15 protein-coding genes are annotated in these 22,606 nt (G+C 69.3%); 4 read left to right on the forward strand and 11 right to left on the reverse strand.

Features of this window, described 5'->3' with window-relative positions:
- Window positions 1-112 precede the first annotated feature (112 nt).
- Window positions 113-5,053: an NAD-glutamate dehydrogenase gene (locus tag ACGFNK_RS05225; protein ID WP_393412078.1), complete on the reverse strand. Its 4,941-nt coding sequence runs from the start codon at window positions 5,051-5,053 to the stop codon at window positions 113-115.
- Between the two features lie 584 nt (window positions 5,054-5,637).
- Here ACGFNK_RS05225 and ACGFNK_RS05230 point away from each other — a divergent pair.
- Complete coding sequence (locus tag ACGFNK_RS05230; RefSeq protein WP_386351950.1) at window positions 5,638-6,204, forward strand: DJ-1/PfpI family protein; 567 nt, start codon at window positions 5,638-5,640, stop codon at window positions 6,202-6,204.
- A gap of 56 nt (window positions 6,205-6,260) precedes the next feature.
- On the opposite strand, the gene ACGFNK_RS05235 is transcribed toward ACGFNK_RS05230, so the two are convergent.
- Window positions 6,261-6,926 (reverse strand): HAD family hydrolase, encoded by a 666-nt coding sequence (locus ACGFNK_RS05235; RefSeq protein ID WP_393412080.1) that lies wholly within the window; start codon window positions 6,924-6,926, stop codon window positions 6,261-6,263.
- Between the two features lie 71 nt (window positions 6,927-6,997).
- Window positions 6,998-7,513 (reverse strand): DUF6912 family protein, encoded by a 516-nt coding sequence (locus ACGFNK_RS05240; RefSeq protein ID WP_393412082.1) that lies wholly within the window; start codon window positions 7,511-7,513, stop codon window positions 6,998-7,000.
- 323 nt (window positions 7,514-7,836) lie between these two features.
- Between ACGFNK_RS05240 and ACGFNK_RS05245 the strand changes: the two genes are divergently transcribed.
- A complete protein-coding gene (locus tag ACGFNK_RS05245) occupies window positions 7,837-8,454 on the forward strand; it encodes an Rv3235 family protein (protein ID WP_393412084.1) in 618 nt (205 codons plus the stop codon).
- 284 nt (window positions 8,455-8,738) lie between these two features.
- Here ACGFNK_RS05245 and secA read toward each other — a convergent pair whose 3' ends face one another.
- A complete protein-coding gene (secA, locus tag ACGFNK_RS05250) occupies window positions 8,739-11,591 on the reverse strand; it encodes a preprotein translocase subunit SecA (RefSeq protein WP_393412086.1) in 2,853 nt (950 codons plus the stop codon).
- Window positions 11,592-11,833: 242 nt separating this feature from the next.
- On the opposite strand from secA, the gene ACGFNK_RS05255 reads away from it, so the two are divergent.
- Together ACGFNK_RS05255 and ACGFNK_RS05260 are read left to right on the forward strand one after the other, a co-directional pair.
- A complete protein-coding gene (locus ACGFNK_RS05255) occupies window positions 11,834-12,412 on the forward strand; it encodes a GNAT family N-acetyltransferase (RefSeq protein WP_393412088.1) in 579 nt (192 codons plus the stop codon).
- 87 nt (window positions 12,413-12,499) lie between these two features.
- Complete coding sequence (locus tag ACGFNK_RS05260) at window positions 12,500-13,699, forward strand: winged helix-turn-helix domain-containing protein (RefSeq protein WP_393412090.1); 1,200 nt, start codon at window positions 12,500-12,502, stop codon at window positions 13,697-13,699.
- Between the two features lie 175 nt (window positions 13,700-13,874).
- Here the strand turns inward: ACGFNK_RS05260 and ACGFNK_RS05265 are convergent, their stop codons facing one another.
- The 7 genes from ACGFNK_RS05265 to mtnA form a co-directional block, all read right to left on the reverse strand.
- Complete coding sequence (locus ACGFNK_RS05265) at window positions 13,875-14,639, reverse strand: response regulator (protein ID WP_386351929.1); 765 nt, start codon at window positions 14,637-14,639, stop codon at window positions 13,875-13,877.
- A gap of 230 nt (window positions 14,640-14,869) precedes the next feature.
- Entirely contained in the window at window positions 14,870-15,562 is a 693-nt protein-coding gene (gene hpf, locus ACGFNK_RS05270) for a ribosome hibernation-promoting factor, HPF/YfiA family (RefSeq protein WP_386351926.1), read from the reverse strand.
- 314 nt (window positions 15,563-15,876) lie between these two features.
- The gene (locus ACGFNK_RS05275) at window positions 15,877-16,644 is read right to left on the reverse strand and encodes a ComF family protein (RefSeq protein WP_393412092.1); all 768 of its coding nucleotides are present in this window, start codon (window positions 16,642-16,644) and stop codon (window positions 15,877-15,879) included.
- Between the two features lie 70 nt (window positions 16,645-16,714).
- Window positions 16,715-18,565: an LpqB family beta-propeller domain-containing protein gene (locus tag ACGFNK_RS05280; protein ID WP_393412094.1), complete on the reverse strand. Its 1,851-nt coding sequence runs from the start codon at window positions 18,563-18,565 to the stop codon at window positions 16,715-16,717.
- Entirely contained in the window at window positions 18,555-20,654 is a 2,100-nt protein-coding gene (gene mtrB, locus ACGFNK_RS05285) for an MtrAB system histidine kinase MtrB (RefSeq protein ID WP_393412096.1), read from the reverse strand. Before mtrB ends, ACGFNK_RS05280 begins: the two co-directional genes overlap by 11 nt.
- Before the next feature lies 1 nt (window position 20,655).
- Window positions 20,656-21,345: a two-component system response regulator MtrA gene (gene mtrA / locus ACGFNK_RS05290; protein ID WP_187822996.1), complete on the reverse strand. Its 690-nt coding sequence runs from the start codon at window positions 21,343-21,345 to the stop codon at window positions 20,656-20,658.
- An 8-nt stretch (window positions 21,346-21,353) separates the two neighbouring features.
- Window positions 21,354-22,499, reverse strand: coding sequence for an S-methyl-5-thioribose-1-phosphate isomerase (mtnA, locus tag ACGFNK_RS05295; protein ID WP_393412098.1), 1,146 nt, complete (start codon window positions 22,497-22,499; stop codon window positions 21,354-21,356).
- Window positions 22,500-22,606 lie beyond the last annotated feature (107 nt).

Genomic DNA, 22,606 nt, shown 5'->3' on the forward strand with positions numbered 1-22,606 from the left:
TAAATGCTCCTTTTAGGACTTGTGCGGTGTGTAGGCCACTTGGGGGTCACTCAGCAAGATGCGTACGCGGACGGGGCGTCCCCGTCCGCGTACATACCGCCGTACGTACCGCCTACGAATGCGTACGCAACATCGTCCGCATCGTCCGCATCGCCACCGACAGGTTCGCCAGGTCGAAGGACTCCGAGCTCTGGATCTCCTCCAGGGTCGTACGGGCCCGGCCCAGGATCGCCGCGTTCTTCTGCTCCCAGGCCTTGAAGCGCTGCTCCGGTGTGGCCGCGCCGTTTCCGAAGGCGAGGACGTCGGAGGTGAGCGCCGCGTGGGCCGCGTACAGGTCCTCGCGGATGGAGGCGCGGGCCATGGACTGCCAGCGGTCGGCGCGCGGGAGCTCGATGATGCGGTCCATGAGCTGGCTGACGCGGAGGCGGTCGGCGAGGTCGTAGTACACCTCGGCGACGTCCATCGGGTCCTTGCCGGTGCGGTCGGCCACCGCGACGACGTCGAGCGCCGGGAAGGCCGCGGAGAAACCGGCGACGCGCTGGGCGAGACCGTCCGGGACACCGGCGGCCGACAGCTCGTCGTAGATCCGCTGGTACCACTCCAGGTCCGCGCCGCGCACCAGCTTGGGCAGCTCGGCCCAGACCCGTGTGACTCCCTCGCTGAAGAAGTCGATCGTCTCGGCGAGCTCGAGCGGCTGCGGCCGGTTGTTGAGCAGCCAGCGGGTGCCGCGCTCGACGAGACGGCGGGAGTGCAGGCGGATACGGGTCTGGACGGCCGCTTCGACCCTGTTGTCGAGCGCCTCGACCTCGTCCCACACCTCGCTCAGCCCGAAGATCGCGCGGGCCGCGGTCTGCGCCCGGACGATCTCCTCGAGGGAGGCTCCGGTCTCCTCGCGCAGTCGGTGCAGGAAGCTCGTACCGCCCGTGTTGACCGTGTCGTTGACCAGCACCGTCGTGGTGATCTCGCGGCGCAGCGGGTGGCTGTCGATCTGCGACAGGAACTGATCGCGCAGCGCCGTCGGGAAGTACGCGTGCAGCAGGCCCCGCAGATACAGGTCGTCCGGCAGCGAGGTGTGCAGCAGCTCGTCGGCGACCGTGATCTTCGTGTACGCGAGGAGGACGGCCGTCTCCGGCTGGGTCAGACCGTGCCCGGTGTTGAGGCGCTCACGGATCTGGCGCTCGGTGGGCATGAACTCCAGGGCCCGGTCGAGGTGCCCGGCGCGCACCAGGTGGCGCAGATAGCGGTGCTGCGCGTGGAGCATGTCCGGGGACTGGGCGAGCGCGTTGGCGAGCGCCACGTTCTGTGCGTAGTTGTTGCGCAGGACCAGCTGGCCGACCTCGTCGGTCATCTCGGCGAGCAGCTTGTTGCGCTGCTTGACGGTCATGTCGCCGTCCGAGACGACCGCGTTGAGCAGGATCTTGATGTTCACCTCGTGGTCGGAGGTGTCCACGCCCGCGCTGTTGTCGATGGCGTCGGTGTTGACCTTGCCGCCGGCTTGCGCGAACTCGATCCGGCCGAGCTGGGTCAGACCCAGGTTGCCGCCCTCGCCGACGACCTTCACCCTGAGGTCGGCGCCGTCCACGCGGATCGCGTCGTTGGCCTTGTCGCCGACGTCCGCGTGCGTCTCGGTCGACGCCTTCACGTACGTACCGATGCCGCCGTTCCACAGCAGGTCGACCGGTGCCTTGAGAATCGCCCGCATCAGATCGGCCGGGGTCATCTTGGCGACGCGGTCCTCGATGCCGAGGGCATGGCGGATGTGGCTGTTGAGCGGGATGGACTTGGCGCTGCGCGGGAAGATACCGCCGCCCTGTGACAGCAGCTCCTTGTTGTAGTCGGCCCAGGAGCTGCGGGGCAGCTCGAACAGGCGGCGGCGCTCGGCGTACGAGGTGGCCGCGTCCGGGTCCGGGTCGATGACGATGTGCCGGTGGTCGAAGGCGGCGACCAGGCGGATGTGCTCGGACAGCAGCATGCCGTTGCCGAACACGTCACCGGACATGTCGCCGACGCCGACGACGGTGAAGTCATCGGTCTGCGTGTTCACGTCCAGCTCCCGGAAGTGCCGCTTCACGGACTCCCAGGCGCCGCGGGCGGTGATGCCCATCTTCTTGTGGTCGTAGCCGGCACTGCCACCCGAGGCGAACGCGTCGCCGAGCCAGAAGTTGTAGTTCTGCGCGACCTCGTTGGCGATGTCCGAGAAGGTCGCGGTGCCCTTGTCGGCGGCGACGACGAGGTAGGTGTCGTCCTCGTCGTGCCGTACGACGTCGGCGGGCGGTACGACCTCACCGGCCACCATGTTGTCGGTGATGTCGAGCAGCGCCGAGATGAAGGTCTTGTAGCTGCGGATGCCCTCGGCCAGCCAGGCGTCGCGGTCCACGGACGGGTCCGGCAGCTGCTTGGCGACGAAGCCGCCCTTCGCGCCGACCGGCACGATGACGGTGTTCTTGACCATCTGCGCCTTGACCAGGCCGAGGATCTCCGTCCGGAAGTCCTCACGGCGGTCGGACCAGCGCAGACCGCCGCGCGCGACCTTGCCGAACCGCAGGTGGACGCCCTCGACACGCGGGGAGTACACCCAGATCTCGTACGCCGGACGCGGCGCCGGAAGGTCGGGGATGGCCGTCGGGTCGAACTTCATGGAGACGTACTCGTGCGGCTGTCCGCCCGCCGCCTCCTGGAAGAAGTTGGTGCGCAGGGTCGCCTTGATGACGGTCAGGAACGACCGCAGGATCCGGTCCTCGTCGAGGGAGGCGACCTTGTCGAGGGCGGCGTCCAGCTCCTCCAGGAGGGCGTCGGTCAGTTCCATACCCGCCCGCTGGCGGTCCGGGGACATCCGCGCCTCGAAGAGGGAGACGAGCAGCCGGGTGGTGTGGACGTTGTTGCGGAGGGTGTCCTCCATGTAGTCCTGGCTGAAGGTCGAACCGGCCTGGCGCAGGTACTTCGCGTACGCCCGCAGCACGACCGCCTGCCGCCAGCTCAGCCCGGCGCTCAGCACGAGCGAGTTGAAGCCGTCGTTCTCGGCCTGCCCCGTCCAGGTCGCCGAGAAGGCGTCCTGGAAGCGCTCGCGGGCGTCGTCGGCGAGATAGTCGCCGCTGCCCTTGGACGGGGGCACGCGCAGGCCGAAGTCGTAGATCCAGGCGGAGGTACGGTCCGAGCAGCGCAGCTCGTAGGGGCGCTCGTCGGTGACCTCGACGCCGAGCCGGCTGAGCACGGGCAGGACGGCGGAGAGGGAGACCGGCGCGCCGGTGCGGTAGATCTTGAAGCGGCGCTCGTCGGGCGCGGCGCCCACCGGTTCGTACAGGCTGAGCGCGAAGTCCTTGCCGTCGCCGAGCTGCTCCAGGTGGACCAGGTCGGCGACCGCCGCGCGCGGGTTGTGGTCGGCCTTGTAGCCCTCGGGAATGGCGTTCCCGTACCGGCGCTGCAGTTCGGCCGCGCGCTCCTCGCCGCACTCGGCGTTCAGCGCCTCGGCGAAACCGTCGGCCCAGGAGCGGGCGGCCTCGACGAGCCGCGCCTCGATGCGCTCCTTGTCGGCGTCGGACAGCTCCGGCAGCTCGGTGCCCTGCGGGACGCGGACCACGAAGTGCAGCCGGGACAGGATCGACTCGGTGTTCCAGGCGGTGAAGTCGACGCTGGTGCCGCCGAGTTCCTCCTTCAGGAGGTCGATGATCCTCAGGCGTACGGCCGTGGTGTAGCGGTCGCGCGGCAGGTAGACGAGGGCCGAGTAGTAGCGGCCGTACTCGTCCTGGCGCAGGTAGAGGCGGAGCCGCCGGCGCTCCTGCAGGTAGAGGACGGAGGTGACGATGGACCGCAGCTCGTCGACCGGGGTCTGGAACAGCTCGTCACGGGGGTATGTCTCCAGGATCTGCAGCAGATCGCGCCCGTCGTGGCTGTTGGGCGAGAAGCCCGCGCCCTTGAGGACCTCCTGGACCTTGCGGCGGATGACCGGCACACGGCGTACGGACTCGGTGTACGCGGCGGAGGAGAAGAGCCCGAGGAAGCGCCGCTCACCGATGACGTTCCCGTCCTGGTCGAACCTCTTCACGCCGATGTAGTCGAGGTAGGACGGCCGGTGCACGGTGGAGCGGCTGTTCGCCTTGGTGAGGATGAGCAGCTTGTGCTCGCGGGCCTTGGCGCGGGCGTCGGCGGGGAGCCGGCTGAAGGAGTGCGAGTGGCCGTGGGCGTCGTCGCCGCTGTGGTGCGGGTCGGAGCGCAGAATGCCGAGGCCGGTGCCGGGGACGGCGGCGAGGGAGTCGTCCTCCGTCAGTTCGTACTCGCGGTAGCCGAGGAAGGTGAAGTGGTCGGCGGCCAGCCAGCGCAGCAACTCGCGAGCCTCCTCGACCTCCTGGTCACGCAGATCGTCGGCGGTGGGCTCGGCCGGCAGGTCGTCGGCGATGCGCAGCGCGGCGTCCCGCATCTTCTCCCAGTCCTCGACGGCCTCGCGGGCGTCGGAGAGCACGCGCAGCAGATCGGCGGTGATCTGCTTCAGGTCGGCGCGGTCGGTCTCGCGGTCGATCTCGACGTGGATCCAGGACTCGATGTGGGCGTCGTGCGGCAGGTCTTCGGCGGCGGGCCGGGTGGGCTGGACCTCGATGAGCTTGCCGGTGACATCGCGCCGTACGACGAACTGGGGGTGGATCACGACGTGGATGCCGCGCCCCTGCCGAGACAGCTCGTTGGTCACGGAGTCGACGAGGAAGGGCATGTCGTCGGTGACCACCTCGACGACGGAGTGGCTGCAGGTCCAGCCGTTCTCCTCGACGGTCGGGGTGTGGACCCGCACATTGGCCGTGCCCTGGGGTCGGTTTTCGGCCAGTCGGTAGTGGGAGAAGGCGGCTCCGAAGACATCGACCGGGTCACGGTCGGTGAGGTCCTCCGGGGCGGTGTGCAGGTAGTAGCGCTGGAGGAACGCGAGCACGGTGGCGTGGTCCGGGGTGGCGGAGGTGCCCTCGTCCTTCGTCCCGGTCGGTAGATGCACCCCGGCCGGGCTGTTCTCAGCTACCCGGGCGGCCCGTTCGAGCAGCTCGGCCTTGGCTTCGTCCAGCTTGGTCTGCATTGTCCTCTGGCTCCTGTCGCGCGCCGTTGCGTGACGCCGAAAAACGTGAAGTGACGTAGCGCCGTGACGCGGGGTGTCCGGTCTGCTTCGACGCTATGCCGCGATGTGAGAGGGGCGGGGCGTTATCGGCCATGTTCGGCACCGCCGGAGACTGTGAGACTGCTCTCGGTGACCCGTACCGCCCGCGAAGACCAGCGACCGCCCGGCCACGGATGTCGTCCGTGCGGTCCGGGCGCAAAGCGGGAAGACAGACGCTCCCGCGACATATCGCGCTGATCACGTGACAAGGCTATCGCTCCGCACGGGGGCTCCGTCATGAGCCTCATGTGTACAAAAGAGGGGGTGGGATTTTGACAGTCTGCACAGTGCGCGGGGGCTTACGAGCGGGCGCTTGGGGCTTACGGGTGGCGCGGGAAAGCATGCGGCTTGAGGGTGGGGAGTAAGAAACCACCCGTCCACACATCCGCAGCCGAGCACCCCAGTCCCCCAGCTCACGCAAACCCCAGCGCGCAGCCCCCTTGGCAAAGGCCCGACGCAGAGGCACGTTGGGCGGGACGGATCCCGGCGAAGGGAGCGGAGCGACCATGAGTGCGAAGATCCTGATCGTCACCGGAGACGCCGCGGAGTCACTGGAGGTCCTGTACCCCTACCAGCGCCTGCGTGAAGAGGGTTACGAGGTCCACATCGCCGCCCCTGCCCGCAAGCAACTCCGCTTCGTCGTCCACGACTTCGAACCCGGCTTCGACACGTACACGGAGAAGCCCGGCTACACCTGGCCCGCCGACCTGGCCTTCTCGGAGGTCGACCCCGGCCAGTACGTGGCCCTGGTGATCCCCGGCGGCCGGGCACCCGAGTACCTCCGCAACGATCCCGAACTCCGCAAGATCCTGAAGTCCTTCTTCGACACGGACAAACCCGTCGCCCAGATCTGCCACGGCCCCCTGCTGACCGCGGCGATCGACGGCCTGCGGGGGCGCCGCGTCACGGCGTACCCGGCGCTGGAGCTCGACATGCAGGCCGCGGGCGCCAGCTTCCAGGACGCCGAGGCCGTGGTCGACGGCACCCTCGTCTCGTCGCGTGTTTGGCCGGACCACCCCCGCTGGATGCGGGAGTTCCTCACGGTGCTACGGGCGAAGGCTCCTGTGACCTGACCTCGGTGGGGACCTGCGCAACGGGCGCCATCATCCCCGTACGCCCGTACGCCCCTTCACGCCGCCAACCGCGCCGCCTCCACGATCGCTTCCTCCAGGCTGTCCACGACAGGCACCCCTACCGCTTCGAGGCTGGTCCGGCTGTGCGAACCCCCGGTGTAGAGCACGGCCCGCGCCCCGACGTGCCGGGCCGCGATCGCGTCGTCCGCCGCGTCGCCGATCACGACCGTACGAGCGGGCTCCACGCCGGTCAGCGCCCCCACATGCCGCACCATGTGCTCGGCCTTGCTTCCGCCGGACGGCCCGGTCCGCCCGTCGACCCGTATGAAATGCGGCTCGATCCCGAAGTCCCGTACCAGCGGAACGAGTTCGTCATGTCCGTACATACTCAGCAGTGACTGGCTGCCCCCGGCCGAAGCCCACTCGGCGAGCAGCCCCGGCACCCCGTCGGTGAGCCGGCAGCCGACCCGGTGCTCCGTGTAGTACCGGTGGAACGTCTCATCCATGACCGCCCACTCCGCGTCCGTGGGCAGCCGGCCCATCAGCCGCTCGTAGAACCGCGGCACCGGAACGCAGTACAGCTCCCGGTACTGCTCCAGGGTGATCGGCTCCAGCCCCAGCTCGGCGAACGCCGCGTTCGTCGCCCCGATGATGGCCGTGTTGTCGTGGAACAGGGTCCCGTTCCAGTCCCACACGATGTGCGCTGCTTTGTGCTTCCCCATGCCAATGAACGTACCCGCCCGCACTGACAACGCGTCCGGCATTTTCTTCACCGGCGGCCGCAGCTCAGTGCTCAGTCCCCGAGTCCCACCAGGTTCGGGATCTCCTGCACGGCGAACCACAGCAGCTCGTGGTCCTCGGCCCCGTCCACCACGAACTGCGCGTCGTCGTCACCCGTGTCCGCCGCGCCCAGCGCGTCCGCCGCCGCCGTGACATCCGCTTCGGCCTCGCCCGAGTCGACGTGCACGGCCGCGGCCTTGGTCAGCGGCACGGGCCCCTCGACCCGCACCTCTCCGAGCGAGCCGGGGTCGAGCCCGCGGTCGGGATCGGCGACCGCGGCCCCCTCCGGGACGTCGAGGGCGACGACGACGCGTCGCCGCACGGAGCCGGGGTCGAGCGCGAGCAGCCGCAGCGAGGCGAGCGCGGCCCGGTTCAGCGCCGCGTACTCCAACTCCTCGATGTCGTCGGACAGATACCACTCGCGCAACGCGGGCGTGACGGCGTACGCGACGAAGGGCCCGGCCGCGAGCTCGCCCGTCTTGTACGCCTCGGCGAGACCGGAGAGGGTCAGGGGGACGTAGACGCGCATGGCTGGCCGCTTTCGTAGTCGGAGGACTCCCAGGAGGACTGTCCCGCGCCTCCGGAAGGACCTTCAGGATACGTGCGAGGCGTCCCCTTTCGAGTCCGGGCGACCCCTCGCACGACGTCAACCACACGGCTTGGGTCTCACCCGGTACACCCCAGCCCCGCCAGGGACCTCGTACGCCCTCGTCACCCTGATAGGTGAAGATTCCGGCCGCCGCGGCGCGCAGCCGACGTCCTTGCAGCCGCCCGCTCCGGCGCCGTACAAGATCCCCGACAGCAAGTTACTGCCCGGTATCGACTCGGGCCCAGCGAGCGGGGACACAGGCCATGACCAAGGTGATGACCAGGACGAAGCGCAACCCGGGCACCCGCCCACCCGGCCGCCACGACACCCGCCGCCCCGCCGGAACCACCCCCCGCACCACACCGGGCAGGGAGGCACCGGGCAGCTCGCCGCGGGGCGAGAACAGGGGCAACGCCACCGGCGCGGGGCCCGGCGGAAGCACTGCGAGCACCTCCCGGACCATGCCCGGCGGCAACCCGCCCCGGACGGCGGGCCCTCGCCACAGGGCGCCCGCTCGAAGCCCGCTCAGGACGCCGCCGCAGCCTCGTCCCACCGACCTCTTCGCCGACCTCCTGCTCGCCGTGCTGAGCGGGCAGCGTCCCGTTCACAGCATGCTCCGGCACACGGCAGGCCGCGCGTACGACGAACTGGCCTGGCTGGCCGAACGCGGCCCCCTCCGCACCCACGGCACCCGCCCGGTCGTACGCGACGTCGGCTACGAGGTCCCGCGCCCGGGCGCGATCGAGGCCTTCGCCCGTATCGGCGCGGGCGACCAGCTCCGCGCGATGGCCTTCCGCCTGGAGAAGGGCCACGACCTCCGCTGGCGCTGCACAGCTGTGGAACTGGGCGGCGCCCGCATGCCACGCACGGACGACAACTGACTCCAAGCCGGCTTGCCGAAGTCCGGCGCAGTACCGCGCCCCTTTAGGGGCGCGGGGCTGTATCAATCTGCGGCTCCGCCGCGCGGGCGCGACCAGCGCGCCGTTAGGGGCGCGGGGCTGTATCGATATGCGGCTCCGCCGCGCGGGCGCGACCAGCCACGACGCGCCCGCGGCTTCGAACCGAGCCCCCGACACCCAGCAGCCCGAAGGGCCGGGCACCCTGAGGTGCCCGGCCCTTCACAGCCAACCCCCGCTCAACCGGTTCAACCCAGCGGAGCGAACCGTCACTTCTTGCGGCGCCGGCCCTTCTGCTGCTTGCGGCGCTCCGCGCGCGTGAGGCCGTCCGACTCGGAGCGCACCGGCTCCTCGTCACTGGCGAAGTCGCCCTCGACGACACCGCCCTCGCCGTCCACGGTCGGCGCGGAGAAGTGCAGACGGTCCGGCCGCTGCGGGGCCTCGAGCCCCTTGGCGTGGATCTCCGGACGCGCACCCGCGGGCACAGCGTCCTCCTTCTTGTCGAGCGACGGCTTCGCGTCCTCGACCGGGACCTCCTCGACCTGCTGCTCGACCTGGACCTCCAGGTTGAACAGGTAGCCGACGGACTCCTCCTTGATGCCGTCCATCATGGCGGTGAACATGTCGAAGCCCTCGCGCTGGTACTCGACCAGCGGGTCCTTCTGGGCCATCGCACGCAGGCCGATGCCCTCCTGGAGGTAGTCCATCTCGTAGAGGTGCTCGCGCCACTTGCGGTCCAGGACCGAGAGCACGACCCGGCGCTCCAGCTCCCGCATGATCTCGGAGCCGAGCTGCGCCTCACGTGCCTCGTACTGCTCGTGAATGTCGTCCTTGATGGACTCGGAGATGAACTCGGCGGTGAGGCCCGCGCGGTCGCCGACCGTCTCCTCGAGCTCCTCGATGGTGACCTTCACCGGGTAGAGCTGCTTGAAGGCGCCCCACAGCCGGTCCAGGTCCCACTCCTCGGAGAAGCCCTCGGCGGTCTCGGCGTCGATGTACGCGTCGATCGTGTCGTTCATGAAGTGCTGGATCTGCTCCTGCAGATCCTCGCCCTCCAGGACGCGGCGCCGCTCTCCGTAGATGACCTCGCGCTGCCGGTTGAGGACCTCGTCGTACTTGAGGACGTTCTTCCGGGTCTCGAAGTTCTGCTGCTCGACCTGCGACTGGGCGGAGGCGATCGCGCGCGTGACCATCTTGTTCTCGATCGGCACGTCGTCCGGGACGTTCGCCATCGACATCACTCGCTCGACCATCTGGGCCTTGAACAGCCGCATCAGGTCGTCACCGAGGGAGAGGTAGAAGCGGGACTCGCCCGGGTCGCCCTGACGGCCGGAACGACCACGCAGCTGGTTGTCGATACGACGCGACTCGTGCCGTTCGGTGCCGAGGACGTAAAGGCCGCCGAGGTCCGTGACCTCCTCGAACTCGGCCTTCACCGCCTTTTCGGCCCTCTCCAGGGCTGCGGGCAGCGCCGCGGCCCACTCCTCGATGTGCTCCTCGGGGTCGAGTCCACGCTGGCGCAGCTCCGCCTCGGCGAGGTCCTCGGGGTTGCCGCCGAGCTTGATGTCCGTACCTCGTCCGGCCATGTTCGTGGCAACGGTGACGGCGCCCTTGCGGCCGGCCTGGGCGACGATCGTCGCCTCACGGTCGTGCTGCTTCGCGTTCAGCACTTCGTGCTGGATGCCCCGCTTGCTGAGCTGCTGCGAGAGGTACTCGGACTTCTCGACCGACGTCGTGCCGACGAGGATCGGCTGGCCCTTCTCGTGCTTCTCGGCGATGTCGTCGACGACCGCGTCGAACTTGGCGACCTCGGTGCGGTAGATCAGGTCCGACTGGTCCGCGCGGATCATCGGCTTGTTGGTCGGGATCGGCACGACACCGAGCTTGTAGATCTGATGGAACTCGGCGGCCTCGGTCATCGCCGTACCGGTCATGCCGCAGAGCTTGTCGTAGAGGCGGAAGAAGTTCTGCAGGGTGATCGTGGCGAGCGTCTGGTTCTCGTCCTTGATGTCCACCCCTTCCTTCGCCTCGATCGCCTGGTGCATGCCCTCGTTGTAGCGGCGGCCGGCGAGAATACGGCCGGTGTGCTCGTCGACGATCATGACTTCGCCGTCGATGACGACGTAGTCCTTGTCCTTCTTGAAGAGCTCCTTGGCCTTGATGGCGTTGTTCAGGTAGCCCACCAGCGGGGTGTTCACCGACTCGTAGAGGTTGTCGATGCCCAGCCAGTCCTCGACCTTGGTGACGCCGGGCTCGTGGATGGCGACGGTGCGCTTCTTCTCGTCGACCTCGTAGTCACCGGTCTCTTCGATGCCCTTGAGGGTGTTGCCCGCCTCGCCCCTCTTCAGGCGCGTGACCAGCTTGGCGAAGTCGCCGTACCACTTGGTGGCCTGGTCGGCCGGGCCGGAGATGATCAGCGGCGTACGGGCCTCGTCGACGAGGATGGAGTCGACCTCGTCGACGATCGCGAAGTTGTGGCCGCGCTGCACCAGTTCATCCTTCGACCACGCCATGTTGTCGCGCAGGTAGTCGAAACCGAACTCGTTGTTCGTGCCGTACGTGATGTCGCAGTTGTACTGCTCGCGGCGCTGGGCCGGCGTCATGTTGGCCAGGATGCAGCCGACCGACAGGCCCAGGAACTTGTGGACGCGGGCCATCAGCTCGGATTGGCTTTCGGCCAGGTAGTCGTTGACCGTGATCAGATGCACGCCCTTGCCGGACAGCGCATTGAGATACGCGGGCAGGGTGCCGACCAGGGTCTTGCCCTCACCGGTCTTCATCTCGGCGACATAGCCGAGGTGGAGCGCGGCTCCGCCCATGATCTGCACGTCGAAGTGGCGCTGGCCGAGAACGCGCTTGGCGGCCTCGCGGACGGTCGCGAACGCCTCGGGGAGCAGGTCGTCGAGAGCCTTCGTCAGGACTGCGTCGTGCTTCGACTCGTCGGGCTCGTCGGCAAGCGCCTCGGCGATCCGCTCCTTGTACTCGTCGGTGAGGGCCCGCAGCTCGGCGTCGGAGAGGTCGATGAAGTCCTCTTCGATGGAGTTGACCTGGTCCGCGATGCGGTGCAGTTTGCGCAGGATCTTGCCTTCGCCTGCACGCATGATCTTCGAGAGGACGGACACGGGGGTTTGTCTCCTTGCCGGTCGGGCCGGACGGTCGGGTTCAACAACAGTTTCGAATCACAGATTGAGCAACGGCCATCGTAAGCGAGGACCCCGCCGCGCCGGGAGGTCTGCCCGTGACAGCCACTAGGACAACGGACGGGAGTTGCGGAAGGTGCCGCGTCGATGCAACGAAAAGTAACCGCCCCTTCACACAGGGCAAAAAGATGGCTTCCTCGGGGAACGCCGAGCAGAATCGGGCAATGGACCCCGTCACACTGACCTCGGAGCGTCTCCTGCTGCGCCCGGTGGGACCGCACGACACCGACGCCGTGTACGACGCCTGTCAGGACCCCGACATCCAGCGTTGGATCCCGATCCCCTCGCCCTATCTGCGAGAGCACGCGGCGGGCTTCACCGAGCAGATAGTGCCCGACGGATGGGCGGACTCGTCGATGTTCACGTTCGGCGTCTTCCTGCCGGCCGCCGGCGAACTCGTCGGCACGGTCGGCCTCACCATGCGTTCCTTGGGTGTCGGCGAGATCGGTTTCTGGGCGACGAAGCAGTACCGGGGCAACGGTTACATCACCGAGGCCGTGGTCGCCACGTCCCGCTGGGCTTTCACGGACCGGGCGGTCGACCGCGTGGAGTGGCGGGCCGAGGTCGGCAACACGGGTTCCCGTACGGTCGCCGAACGCGCCGGCTTCGCCGTCGAGGGCGTCCTTCGCTCCGGCATCAACAACAAGGGCGTTCGCCGCGACTGCTGGGTCGGCTCCCTGCTCCCGTCCGATCTGGGGCTGCCGTCGACGGCACCGTACCTGCCGGCTCCACAGCGGACCTGAGTCGCGGTTGCCCGATACCCGGCGCTTCCGGAGGCGATAGTCGCAGGCCAGGTCCGATTGTCAGTGGCACGGCCTATCGTGCGGGCCATGACGAGTCTCCCTCGCCCCACCGTCGAACTCTCCGCCGACGAGGCCCGCCGTATCGCCCTGCGCGCCCAGGGATTCCTCGGCGCTCCCGACCGCAAGGCCGGCGTGCGCGGTGTGCTGCGGCACCTGGGAGCGGTCCAGCTCGACACGATCTCGGTCCTCGCCCGCTCCCACGAACTCATCCCGTACGCCCGACTCGGCGCCGTCGGCCGCAAGACGGTGGACAAGGCCTACTGGACCACCGCATCCGCGGGCGCGCCTCCGGCACGACCCCACGCCTTCGAGTACTGGTCGCACGCCGCCTGCATCCTCCCCATCGAGGAGTGGCCCCACTTCGCCTTCCGCCGCCGCGCCTACCGCGCCCGCCCGCACTGGGGCCACGAGCTCCCGGACGGCACGTACGACCAGGTCATCAAGCAGCTGAAAACCGAAGGCCCCCTTACGGCCACGGAGTTGGGCGGCGCGAAGAAGACCAGCGAGTGGTGGGACTGGTCGGGCACGAAGGTCGCCGTCGAGCGCGCGCTGATGTACGGCGAGGTCGTGTGCGTCGAGCGGCGCGGCTGGAAGCGGGTGTACGACCTCGCCGAGCGCGCCGTCCCCGACACGCTGCTCCATGACGAGCTGGACGACACCGAGTGCCTGCGGCGTCTGGTCCGGCTCGCGGGCCAGGCGCTGGGCGTCGGCACGCGCGCGGACATCGCCGACTACCACCGCCTCAAGGGCGAGCAGGTCGACGCGGTGATGGCGGACTCCGGACTGGTCCCGGTGACCGTCGAGGCCTGGGGCAAGCCCGCCTGGGCAGATCCGGCGGCCCTGGAGACCACGCCGCGCGGCCGCCACCGTACGACGCTGTTGTCCCCGTTCGACTCGCTGATCTGGGAGAGGGCCCGCACGGAGCGGATCTTCGGCTTCACCCATCGCCTGGAGGCCTACGTCCCCAAACCGAAGCGGGTGTACGGCTACTTCGCGATGCCGGTCCTCGCCGGCGGCCACCTCGTCGGCCGTGTGGACCCCGCCCGCGAGGGCCGGACACTGGTGGCCAAGCAGATAACCCTCGACGGCCCGAAGGCGGTTCCTGCGGTGGCCCAAGCTCTCGTCGAGGCAGCAAGCTGGGTGGACTGCACGGACGTACGCGTGGAGAGGGTGGACGCACCGGAACTGCGCGAGCCGCTGACGAGAGAGCTGACCAGCGCGCTGTAATGGGCGCGGGGCTTTGACACATGCGGCTCCGCCGCGATGGGGGTCCCCCCGCTCATGGGGGTCCCCCTCCGCTCGAACGGAGCCGAGAGTGGGGGAGATGCCAAGAGTGGGCGAGCGACCAGTCACACACGCCCCGCAGCTTCCCACCCCCCTTGTCCCGCTCCCCGCGGAGCGCCTAGCGGATCTCGAGAATCTTCTCCCGCATCGCGTACACCACGGCCTCCATCCTGGAGTGCAGCTGCAGCTTCTCCAGGATGTTCCGCACATGGTTCTTCACGGTGTTCTCTGAGATGAACAACTCCTTGGCGATGTCCCGGTTGTTCATCCCGGTCGCGACCAGCTTGAGAACCTCCAGCTCACGATCAGTGAGCCGAGGTGCCGGCACCAGCCGCCGCTCGTCGGTGCGCTGGATCATCGACTTGAACTCGGTGAGCAGCTTGGACGCCATCGACGGGCTGATCTGTGACTGCCCGTCCGCGACGGCGCGAATGGCCGTGGCCACCTCGTCCGTGGAGATCTCCTTGAGGAGATAGCCGGTCGCGCCCGCCTTGATCGCGTCGTAGAGGTCGGCCTCCTCATCGCTGATCGTCAGCATGATGATCTTCGCGCTGGGGGCCACCTCCTTGATGGATGTGCACGCCTCGATACCGCCGCGCTTGGGCATCCTTACGTCCATCAGCACGATGTCGGGCAGCAGGTCGGCGGCCTTGTCGACCGCCTCGGCCCCGTCACCCGCCTCCCCGACGACCTGGATGTCCTCCTCGGCGGCGAGCACGATCTCCAGGCCGCGGCGGAAAAGGGCATGGTCGTCCACGACAAGGACCCGGATCGGCTCCTTGCGTGGGGAGCCGGCATTCGAGCCAGAGCCCGCGTCCGGGCCCATGCCGACGACGCCGTCGTCGGCGTCTTCGTCCTGCATCGGTCCGAAGCTGTCCGCCATCGTTCCTCCCCCTGAAGGCCGTGGCCTGTGTTCCTGTGCCATCGCCAACCCAAGGCAACGGCCCACCGGTTGGGGCCCGGTGCGGCCATGATTTCATGCCCGGACGACAGTCTGGTGACGTAGCGGGCCCCGAGGGGTCGCGCACCGGTGCCCCTGGGGGCGCACACGCACTCCAGGGGCACCGACTGGGGGTCCCCCGGCCCGAGGCTGGGGGAGCTCATCGGGCGGCGTCAGCCGCCCAGCATCCCGCCCGTCGAGGGCTTCTGCGCCTGGGCGACCATCGGGTCCGTGCTGAGGTGGATGACGCCGTAGTCGTATGCGTGCCGCCGGTATACGACACTCGGTTCCTTCGTCTCGGAGTCGACGAACAGATAGAAGTCGTGCCCGACCAGCTCCATCTCGTAGAGAGCCTGGTCGAGGGTCATCGGGGAGGCGACGTGAGTCTTCTCGCGCACGACGAGGGGGCCTTCGCCCTTCACCTCGAGGGAGCCGATCTTCTTGGTCGGCACTCCTTCGGGCTCTTCCTCGTGGACGGTTTTGCCGTTCCCGTTCAGTGTCGCCACACCCGGAACGTGGTCGGCGACCTCAGCTGCCGTGAGCCGACGGGCACCACGGCGCGTGTAGCGCTTGTCGTGCTGCTTGCGCAGCCGGGCTTCCAGCTTGTCCGCCGCCAGGTCGAGCGCCGCATATGCATCACTGGCCGCTGCCTCCGCCCGGATCACCGGGCCGCGGGAGTGAAGCGTGATCTCCACTCGGTCGGACCGGTCGGCCTGTCGCGGGTTCGGCTCCTTGGACACCTCGACGTCGAGGCTGATCACCTTGGCATCGAGCTTCTGGATCTTCTCCAGCTTCAGCTTCTCGGCCACGTGCTTGCGGAACCGCTCTGGCACCTCGGTCTTGCGGCCCTTGACGACGATGTCCACGCAGAACTCCGTTCCCGGATCGCTCCGCATCGGTGCGGAGCAACTCCCTTTTTTGCACCAGGCTCCGGCAAGTCCCAGAGCCTCGGACTTGGTGACTCCACCTCCTCCTCCCCCGTGGGCAAGATCTCCACCCCACCGCCGCGGGTGATTGCAGAAACCCCCAGCATGGCAATCCGATATAGGGGGACAGCAACCCGCCATTCCCTCAGAACCGAACATATCTCGCTCGGACGGATGTCGTCACCCTCTACCGCGGGGTACCTCCATTCCAGCGAATTGAACCTCTCGCTACCTGCAACGACGCAACTTCCCAGTCAGTTCCAGTTTGTTTCGAAAGATGACGGAGACGCTGCGACCACAGCCGCACTGAGCATGTCTCCGGTGCCGTTCGGGCCGCCCATTCCCGCCACCGCTTGTGGCACGTCTCCCACGTCCTCAAAAGCGGCGCGCAGCGCCCGCGCCGCCTCCGCCAAGGACGCGCCCGTCGTCATCAGGTCGTCGACGAGTACGGTCCGGCCGCCTTCGGCCAGCAGCCGGGCGCCCCCGGCGGCCACCTCCAGGGCGCCGGCCAGATTGTCCAGCCGCTGCCGGGAGTTGAGCCCCGACTGGTCTGCCACGGCACGTCGCTGCCGGAGCACTGCGAGCATCCGGGCCGGCGTCCCCGCACGCCGCAGCTCGCCCGCCGCCGCGAGCGCGATCCGCCGCGCCGGGTCGTGCCCCCGCGCCCGCACCGCCCGCCGTGCGGAAGGGGCGGGAACGAGCAGCACCGGCGCCCCGGGCCCGCCACCGGACGCGAGCCCCGCCCGCACCGCACCTGCAAGCGCCACTCCCAGCGGCCCTGCGAGCACCAGCGCACCCCGTTCCTTGTGGGCGAGGAGCGCCGCCCGCACTTCGTCCTCGTAGGGAGCCGCCGCATGCACCACCGGCAGCCCCGGCGGCTCGGGCACCGGTCGCACCCGGCGCGGCGCGGCCCCCATCAGGCGCGTACGGCACGCCGGACAGAGCACCGCACGTGCCCTCCCGCAGCCTCCGCATTCGGCCGGCAGCACCAGGTCGGTGAGGTCCTGCCACCACCCGCGCATGCCCACCACTGTGCCAACGCCCGAGTCGTCGAGCCACCCCTGTGGATAACTCCCTGTGACAGCTGCGGGCCTACCCCGGATAAATCGGCGCCGTCCCCGTCTTGACCACCTTTTGCCACTGCGCACCGGACGAAAGCCGCACAATCCCGTCCTCGGAGTGCGCCACCAGCGGCAGCCGCTCGTCGTCGGAGGCGGCGATCTCCTCCACACCCGTGAGCGCGGAAGGCGGCGCGCCGACCGGAGTGGAGCCGTCGACCTGGACGTACCGGATCTGCTGCACGCCGCCCTCCTCCTGGCCGACCACGACCAGGCGGCTGTCCCCGGCCCAGGACATGGCCGTGACCTCCTCCAGCTGTGGTGCGACCGAACGCGGGTCGTGGATCGTGACGACAGGCCGTCCATCCGGTCCGTTCTGCCCCTCGATCCGCCCCATGAGCAGCGAGGTCTTGCCGTCCTCCTCCACGATCAACGCGATCCGCACGCCGTCGGCGGCCACCCGCACCGCCTCGATCCGCCCTTCGATCCCGGGCGTCCTGACCTCCAGCGGCTCACCCCGGCCCTCCTCCAGCAGGAACAGCCGCGAGTTCTTCGGGTCCCGGTCGGCCACCCACAGGTCGCCGCCCTCGTCCCAGCTGGGCGTCGTCAGCCCGTCTTCCACCGACTTGGCCCTGCTCTGCAGCACGGGGTCCCCGAGCGAAGCACCGGACGCGAGCGACCCCACGTACAGCGAGCGCCCGTCCAGCGAGACCCCCGCCGCACTCTCCTCGTTCCGCGAGACGGCGGCCGTACGCAGCGCCGTGTCGCCCGCGCCAAGTGCTCCGGGCACCGGCTCGGCCTCCTGTTCGCTGCCGGCGGGTATGCCGGCGGGTATCCGTACGAGCCGCTTCTCGCCGTCGATGAAGTACTCGTACTGGACACGCTGCCCCATGCCGTGCGAGGCGATGATCTCGGCGTCGCCCTCCTTGATCGCGCACAGCTGTGAGCCGTCGGGGCGCTGCAGTTCGACCTCGTCGATGCCCGTGGGCGTCAGGTCCTTCAGGGTGAAGATGAGCTGGGCCGCCATCTCGGCGCACTGGGTCTGCCCGACACCCTCGGCCTTCTTGTTCAGCGGCACCCTCAGCCTGTTCTGGTCGTCGGGCGTCAGCGTCTTGACGCCCTTCTTCAGCGCCGTACCGGTGGGGAAGCGGGACCTGACGACCGGCTTGAGCCAGCTGGTGGGCCCGTTCAGCAGTGCCTTGACCATCTGAGTCACGGGGTCGACCTGCTGGCGCACATAGACCGGATCGGCCACGGTCCCGAGCCGCTCGGCGCTCGGCGAGTTCGACGCGAAGTAGTACTTGTTGACGGAGACGTAGCGGCGTTGGAAGTCGGAGTTGCCGAGCACCACGCCCTGCGGCAGCACGTCGATGCGCCACTGCTTGCTGCCGTCCGGCCCCTTCTGCTCCGTGAGATGCAACGTCTCCTCGTACGCCCCCTCGGCGGGCTCGTACGCGAACTGCTGGTCCACCTCGGCGACCTTGTCACCGGTCAGCGCGTACGCGTAGTCGCCGGTGGCCTCCCTGCTGCCGCTGTGCTGGGCCAGTGCGGTCGGCCCATCCGCGAGCACCGTCGTCGAGCGCTCGGGCTGCCAGTTCTTCGAGGCGTCCTCGGTGAGGTATTTGCGCGCCGTGTCGAACTCCGGCTCGTCGCTGGTCAGCGCCTCCAGGAAGCCCTGCACGATCTCCTCGGGCTGGGCGTTCTCCCGCGGCGGCATCGCGAACACCCGGACCTGTGCGTCCGGCCGCTGCGAAGCCTCGACGTCACGCAGATCCCCACTGTCCGGCATCGAGGCGCACCCGGCCAGCAGTACGGCTCCACAGCCGACGTACGTCACCACCCGCATCGGACGCCGTCGGCCACCGCGATCGCGGTCAGCGCCCACGAGTTCCCTCCCCTTGCTTCAACTGATCAGGCCCCTCGCCGGTTCCCGCGCCACCCTCGGACGGCGCCTCCCCGGGCTCTTCGCGCTCCCCGTCCTCCGCGGGCGCCGTGGCCACCGCACGCACCTCCGCCGCGGGCCGCGGCACCACACGCGCGCCGTTGCCGGGCAGCGCCGCCGGATCCACCGCGCCCGCCAGCCGCGGTGCCACCGGCGCCCGCGGCGGCATCGGCGGTACTCCGCGCTCGCCGTGCGACTGGGCCGGCACCGTGGCGAGTTTCTGTGTGCCATTGAGGGGCAGCCCCGCTTCGTTCAGCCCGCGGTTGCGCCTGGAGTCCTTGGGCTCCAGGGGTATCGGCGAGCCCCGAAGCGGTTCGTCCGCGGTCCGCGGCAGCGTCAGGCGGAACTGCGAGCCGCCGCCCGGCTCGCCCCACGCCTGCAGCCAGCCGCCGTGCAGCCGCGCGTCCTCCAGGGCGATGGACAGCCCAAGGCCCGTACCACCGGTCGTACGCGCGCGTGCCGGGTCGGCCCGCCAGAAGCGGCTGAACACGCGGGTCGCCTCGCCGGGCTTGAGCCCCACTCCGTAGTCGCGCACCGCGACCGCGACCGCGCCGCCCGCGGCGGCGAGCCTGACCACCACGTCCTTGCCCTCGCCGTGCTCCACGGCGTTGACGACGAGGTTCCGCAGTACCCGCTCCACCCGCCGAGCGTCGGCCTCGGCGACCACCGGCTGGTGATCGCCGACGACCTTGATCTGCGTGCCCTTGCGCTCGGCGAGCGGCTCGGCCCCGCTCACCACCCGGCGTACGACCTCACGCAGGTCTATGGGCTCGGCCTCCAAGGCCGCCGCGCCCGCGTCGAACCGGCTGATCTCCAGCAGATCCGCGAGCAACGTCTCGAACCGGTCCAGCTGGTCCGCGAGCAGCTCGGCCGACCGCGCGGTCACCGGATCGAAGTCCACGCGCGCGTCATGGATGACATCGGCGGCCATCCGCACGGTCGTCAGCGGCGTACGCAGCTCGTGTGACACGTCGGACACGAACCGCCGCTGCATCCGCGACAGGTCCTCCAGTTGCTGGATCTTCAACTGAAGGTTCTGCGCCATCTTGTTGAAGGCCTCGCCGAGCCGCGCGATGTCGTCCTCGCCGGTGACCTTCATACGTTCCTGAAGGCGCCCGGCGGACAGCCGCTCGGCGATCCCCGCGGCCATCCGTACGGGCGTGACGACCTGCCGCACCACGAGCCAGGCGATCGCGCCCAGCAGCACCACGACGAACAGTCCGGCCGTGGCGAGCGTCCCCTTGACCAGGCTGAGCGACTTCTCCTCCTGTGTGAGCGGGAAGAGGTAGTACAGCTGGTACGGGTCACCGTTCGGGTCGTTCACCTGCTTGCCGATGACCAGCCCCGGGTGGGAGTCCTGGCCGGTCTTGTAGACGATGCGGGTGTAGCTCTGGGCCGGGAGCATGCTCTCGTCGATCCGGCGGCGCAGATCCTCCGGCACACTCGTCGCCGGATCGACGCCGCCCGACGAACGCGGGCCGCGCCCACCGCTGTCCGCGCCGGCGACCGCGCTGGAGGAGCTGAGCGTGACCACGTCGAAGGCGCCCTGGCCGCCACTGGAGAGGGACTCCACGAGGTCGCTCAGCCACGCGCTGATGTTCTGGACGGGCCGCTCGTCCGTGCTCGACCCGTCGTCGCCCCCGGCACTCGCAGCCGCGTCCGCCCGCTGCTTGGCCACACCGAACCCACCGGTGGCCTGGCTCTCCGAAGCCCTCACCTTGGCGTCCAGCAGGCCGTTGCGCACCTGCCCGATGACGACGAAGCCGAGCAGCAGGACCACGCCCAGCGACATCAGCAGCGTCGTGACGACGACCTTGAGCTGGATGTTGCGCCGCCACAGCCGCATGACGGGCAGCAGCGGACGGCGCACCCAGCGCATGAACAGCCTCAGGACGGGGCTGCCCTGGACCCCGCCCTGCAACAGCCAGCCCTCGCTGAACCGAGCCCACAAGGAGCTCGCCGCCCTCCGGCCGACAGGCCGCGAGCGGCTGCCCGGCTGACCGGGCGCCGAAGCGGCACTGTCCCGGGACACGTCAGCTGGGTCCGGCCTTGTAACCGACGCCACGGACAGTCACCACGATTTCAGGCCGCTCCGGGTCCTTCTCGACCTTGGAACGAAGCCGCTGTACATGAACATTGACAAGGCGGGTGTCCGCCGCGTGCCGGTAGCCCCACACCTGCTCGAGGAGCACCTCACGCGTGAACACCTGCCACGGCTTGCGGGCCAGCGCCACCAGCAGGTCGAACTCCAGCGGCGTCAACGCGATCGACTGCCCGTCCCGCTTCACGGAGTGACCGGCCACATCGATGACCAGGTCGCCGATGGCGAGCTGCTCGGGCGCCGGCTCCTCCGACCTCCGCAGCCGCGCCCGGATCCGCGCCACCAGCTCCTTCGGCTTGAACGGCTTCACGATGTAGTCATCAGCGCCCGATTCGAGCCCGACCACCACATCGACGGTGTCGCTCTTCGCCGTGAGCATCACGATCGGTACGCCGGACTCCGCCCTGATCAGGCGGCACACCTCGATACCGTCCCGCCCCGGCAGCATCAGATCGAGCAGCACCAGATCGGGCTTGGTCTCACGGAATGCGGCCAGCGCCTTGTCGCCGTCGGCTACGAAAGACGGTTCAAAACCTTCACCACGCAGCACAATGCCGAGCATCTCGGCCAGTGCGGTGTCGTCATCGACGACAAGGACTCGTCCCTTCATGAATGCCATCATCCCATTAACTAAATCGTTACCTGGCGTGACCTGGCACACAGCTCGGCAAGCGCCTCCGCCGTGACGGGCGAAACGGCGCCCTCCTCGGTGACGATCGCCGTCACCAGCTCGGGCGGCGTCACGTCGAACGCCGGGTTGTACGCCTGGGTCCCCAGGGGTGCCACCGGAATCCCGCCTCCCGCTTCCGCTCCCGCCACCGGCACCTGGGGTGCGATGAGCTCGGTCACCTCATGACCGGCGCGCTGCTCGACCTCGATGGACGCCCCGTCCGGGGTGTCGGGGTCCACCGTCGTCACAGGCGCCACCACGACGAACGGTACGTGGTGGTACCGGGCCAGCACCGCGAGCGGGTAGCTCCCCACCTTGTTCGCCACCGAACCGTCGGCCGCGATCCGGTCCGCCCCGACCAGCACCGCGTCCACCTCCCCCGCCGAGAACAGCGACCCCGCTGCGCTATCCGTGAGCAGCGTGTACGCCATCCCGTTGCGCGCCGCCTCGTACGCCGTCAGGCGAGCACCCTGCAGCAACGGCCGCGTCTCGTCCACCCACAGCCTGCGCAGCCGTCCGGCCCGGTGCGCGGCGAGCGCGACGGCGAACGCCGTGCCCTCCCCGCCGGACACCAGCGCCCCGGTGTTGCAGTGCGTCAGGATCCGGTGATTGCCGCCGGGCAGCAGTTCGTCGAGCAGCGCCAGACCGTGCTCGGCCATGCGTCCGCTGGCCTCGGCGTCCTCCTGGTGCAGGGCGCGAGCGGCAGCGAGCGCGGCCTCAGCGGCCTGCTCCTGGTCACTGCCGCCGGCCAGGGCGGCACGATGAGCCGACTGGGCCCTGCGCACGCCGTGCACGAGGTTCACCGCGGTGGGCCGAGCGCTCGCGAGCGCGTCGGCAGCGTCGTCCACGTCGAACCCGCGCACGGCGGCGAGCGCGACCCCGTACGCCCCGGCGATACCCAGCAGCGGCGCTCCGCGCACAGCGAGTGTGCGGATCGCCTCCACCAGCGCCGGAGGGTCGGTGCACACCAGCTCGACCTCCTCGGCCGGCAGCCGCGTCTGGTCGAGAAGGACCAGTACGGAGCCTTCCGGCGGTTCATCCCACCGGATCGCCGGAATCTCGGTGGGCGCGTTGTCGTCGCGGATATGCACGTACTGATCGTCCATCCGCCCAGTCTGCCCCGTACAGGGCGGACAATTGAAGGTGTGCAGCCCATACGGGGGCCAGTCACTTCCCGGGCGCACCGTGGCACGATGGCTGCCAACCTGCCGCC

It is taken from the genome of Streptomyces sp. NPDC048825, assembly GCF_043198355.1.
GTDB lineage: Bacteria > Actinomycetota > Actinomycetes > Streptomycetales > Streptomycetaceae > Streptomyces > Streptomyces xiangluensis.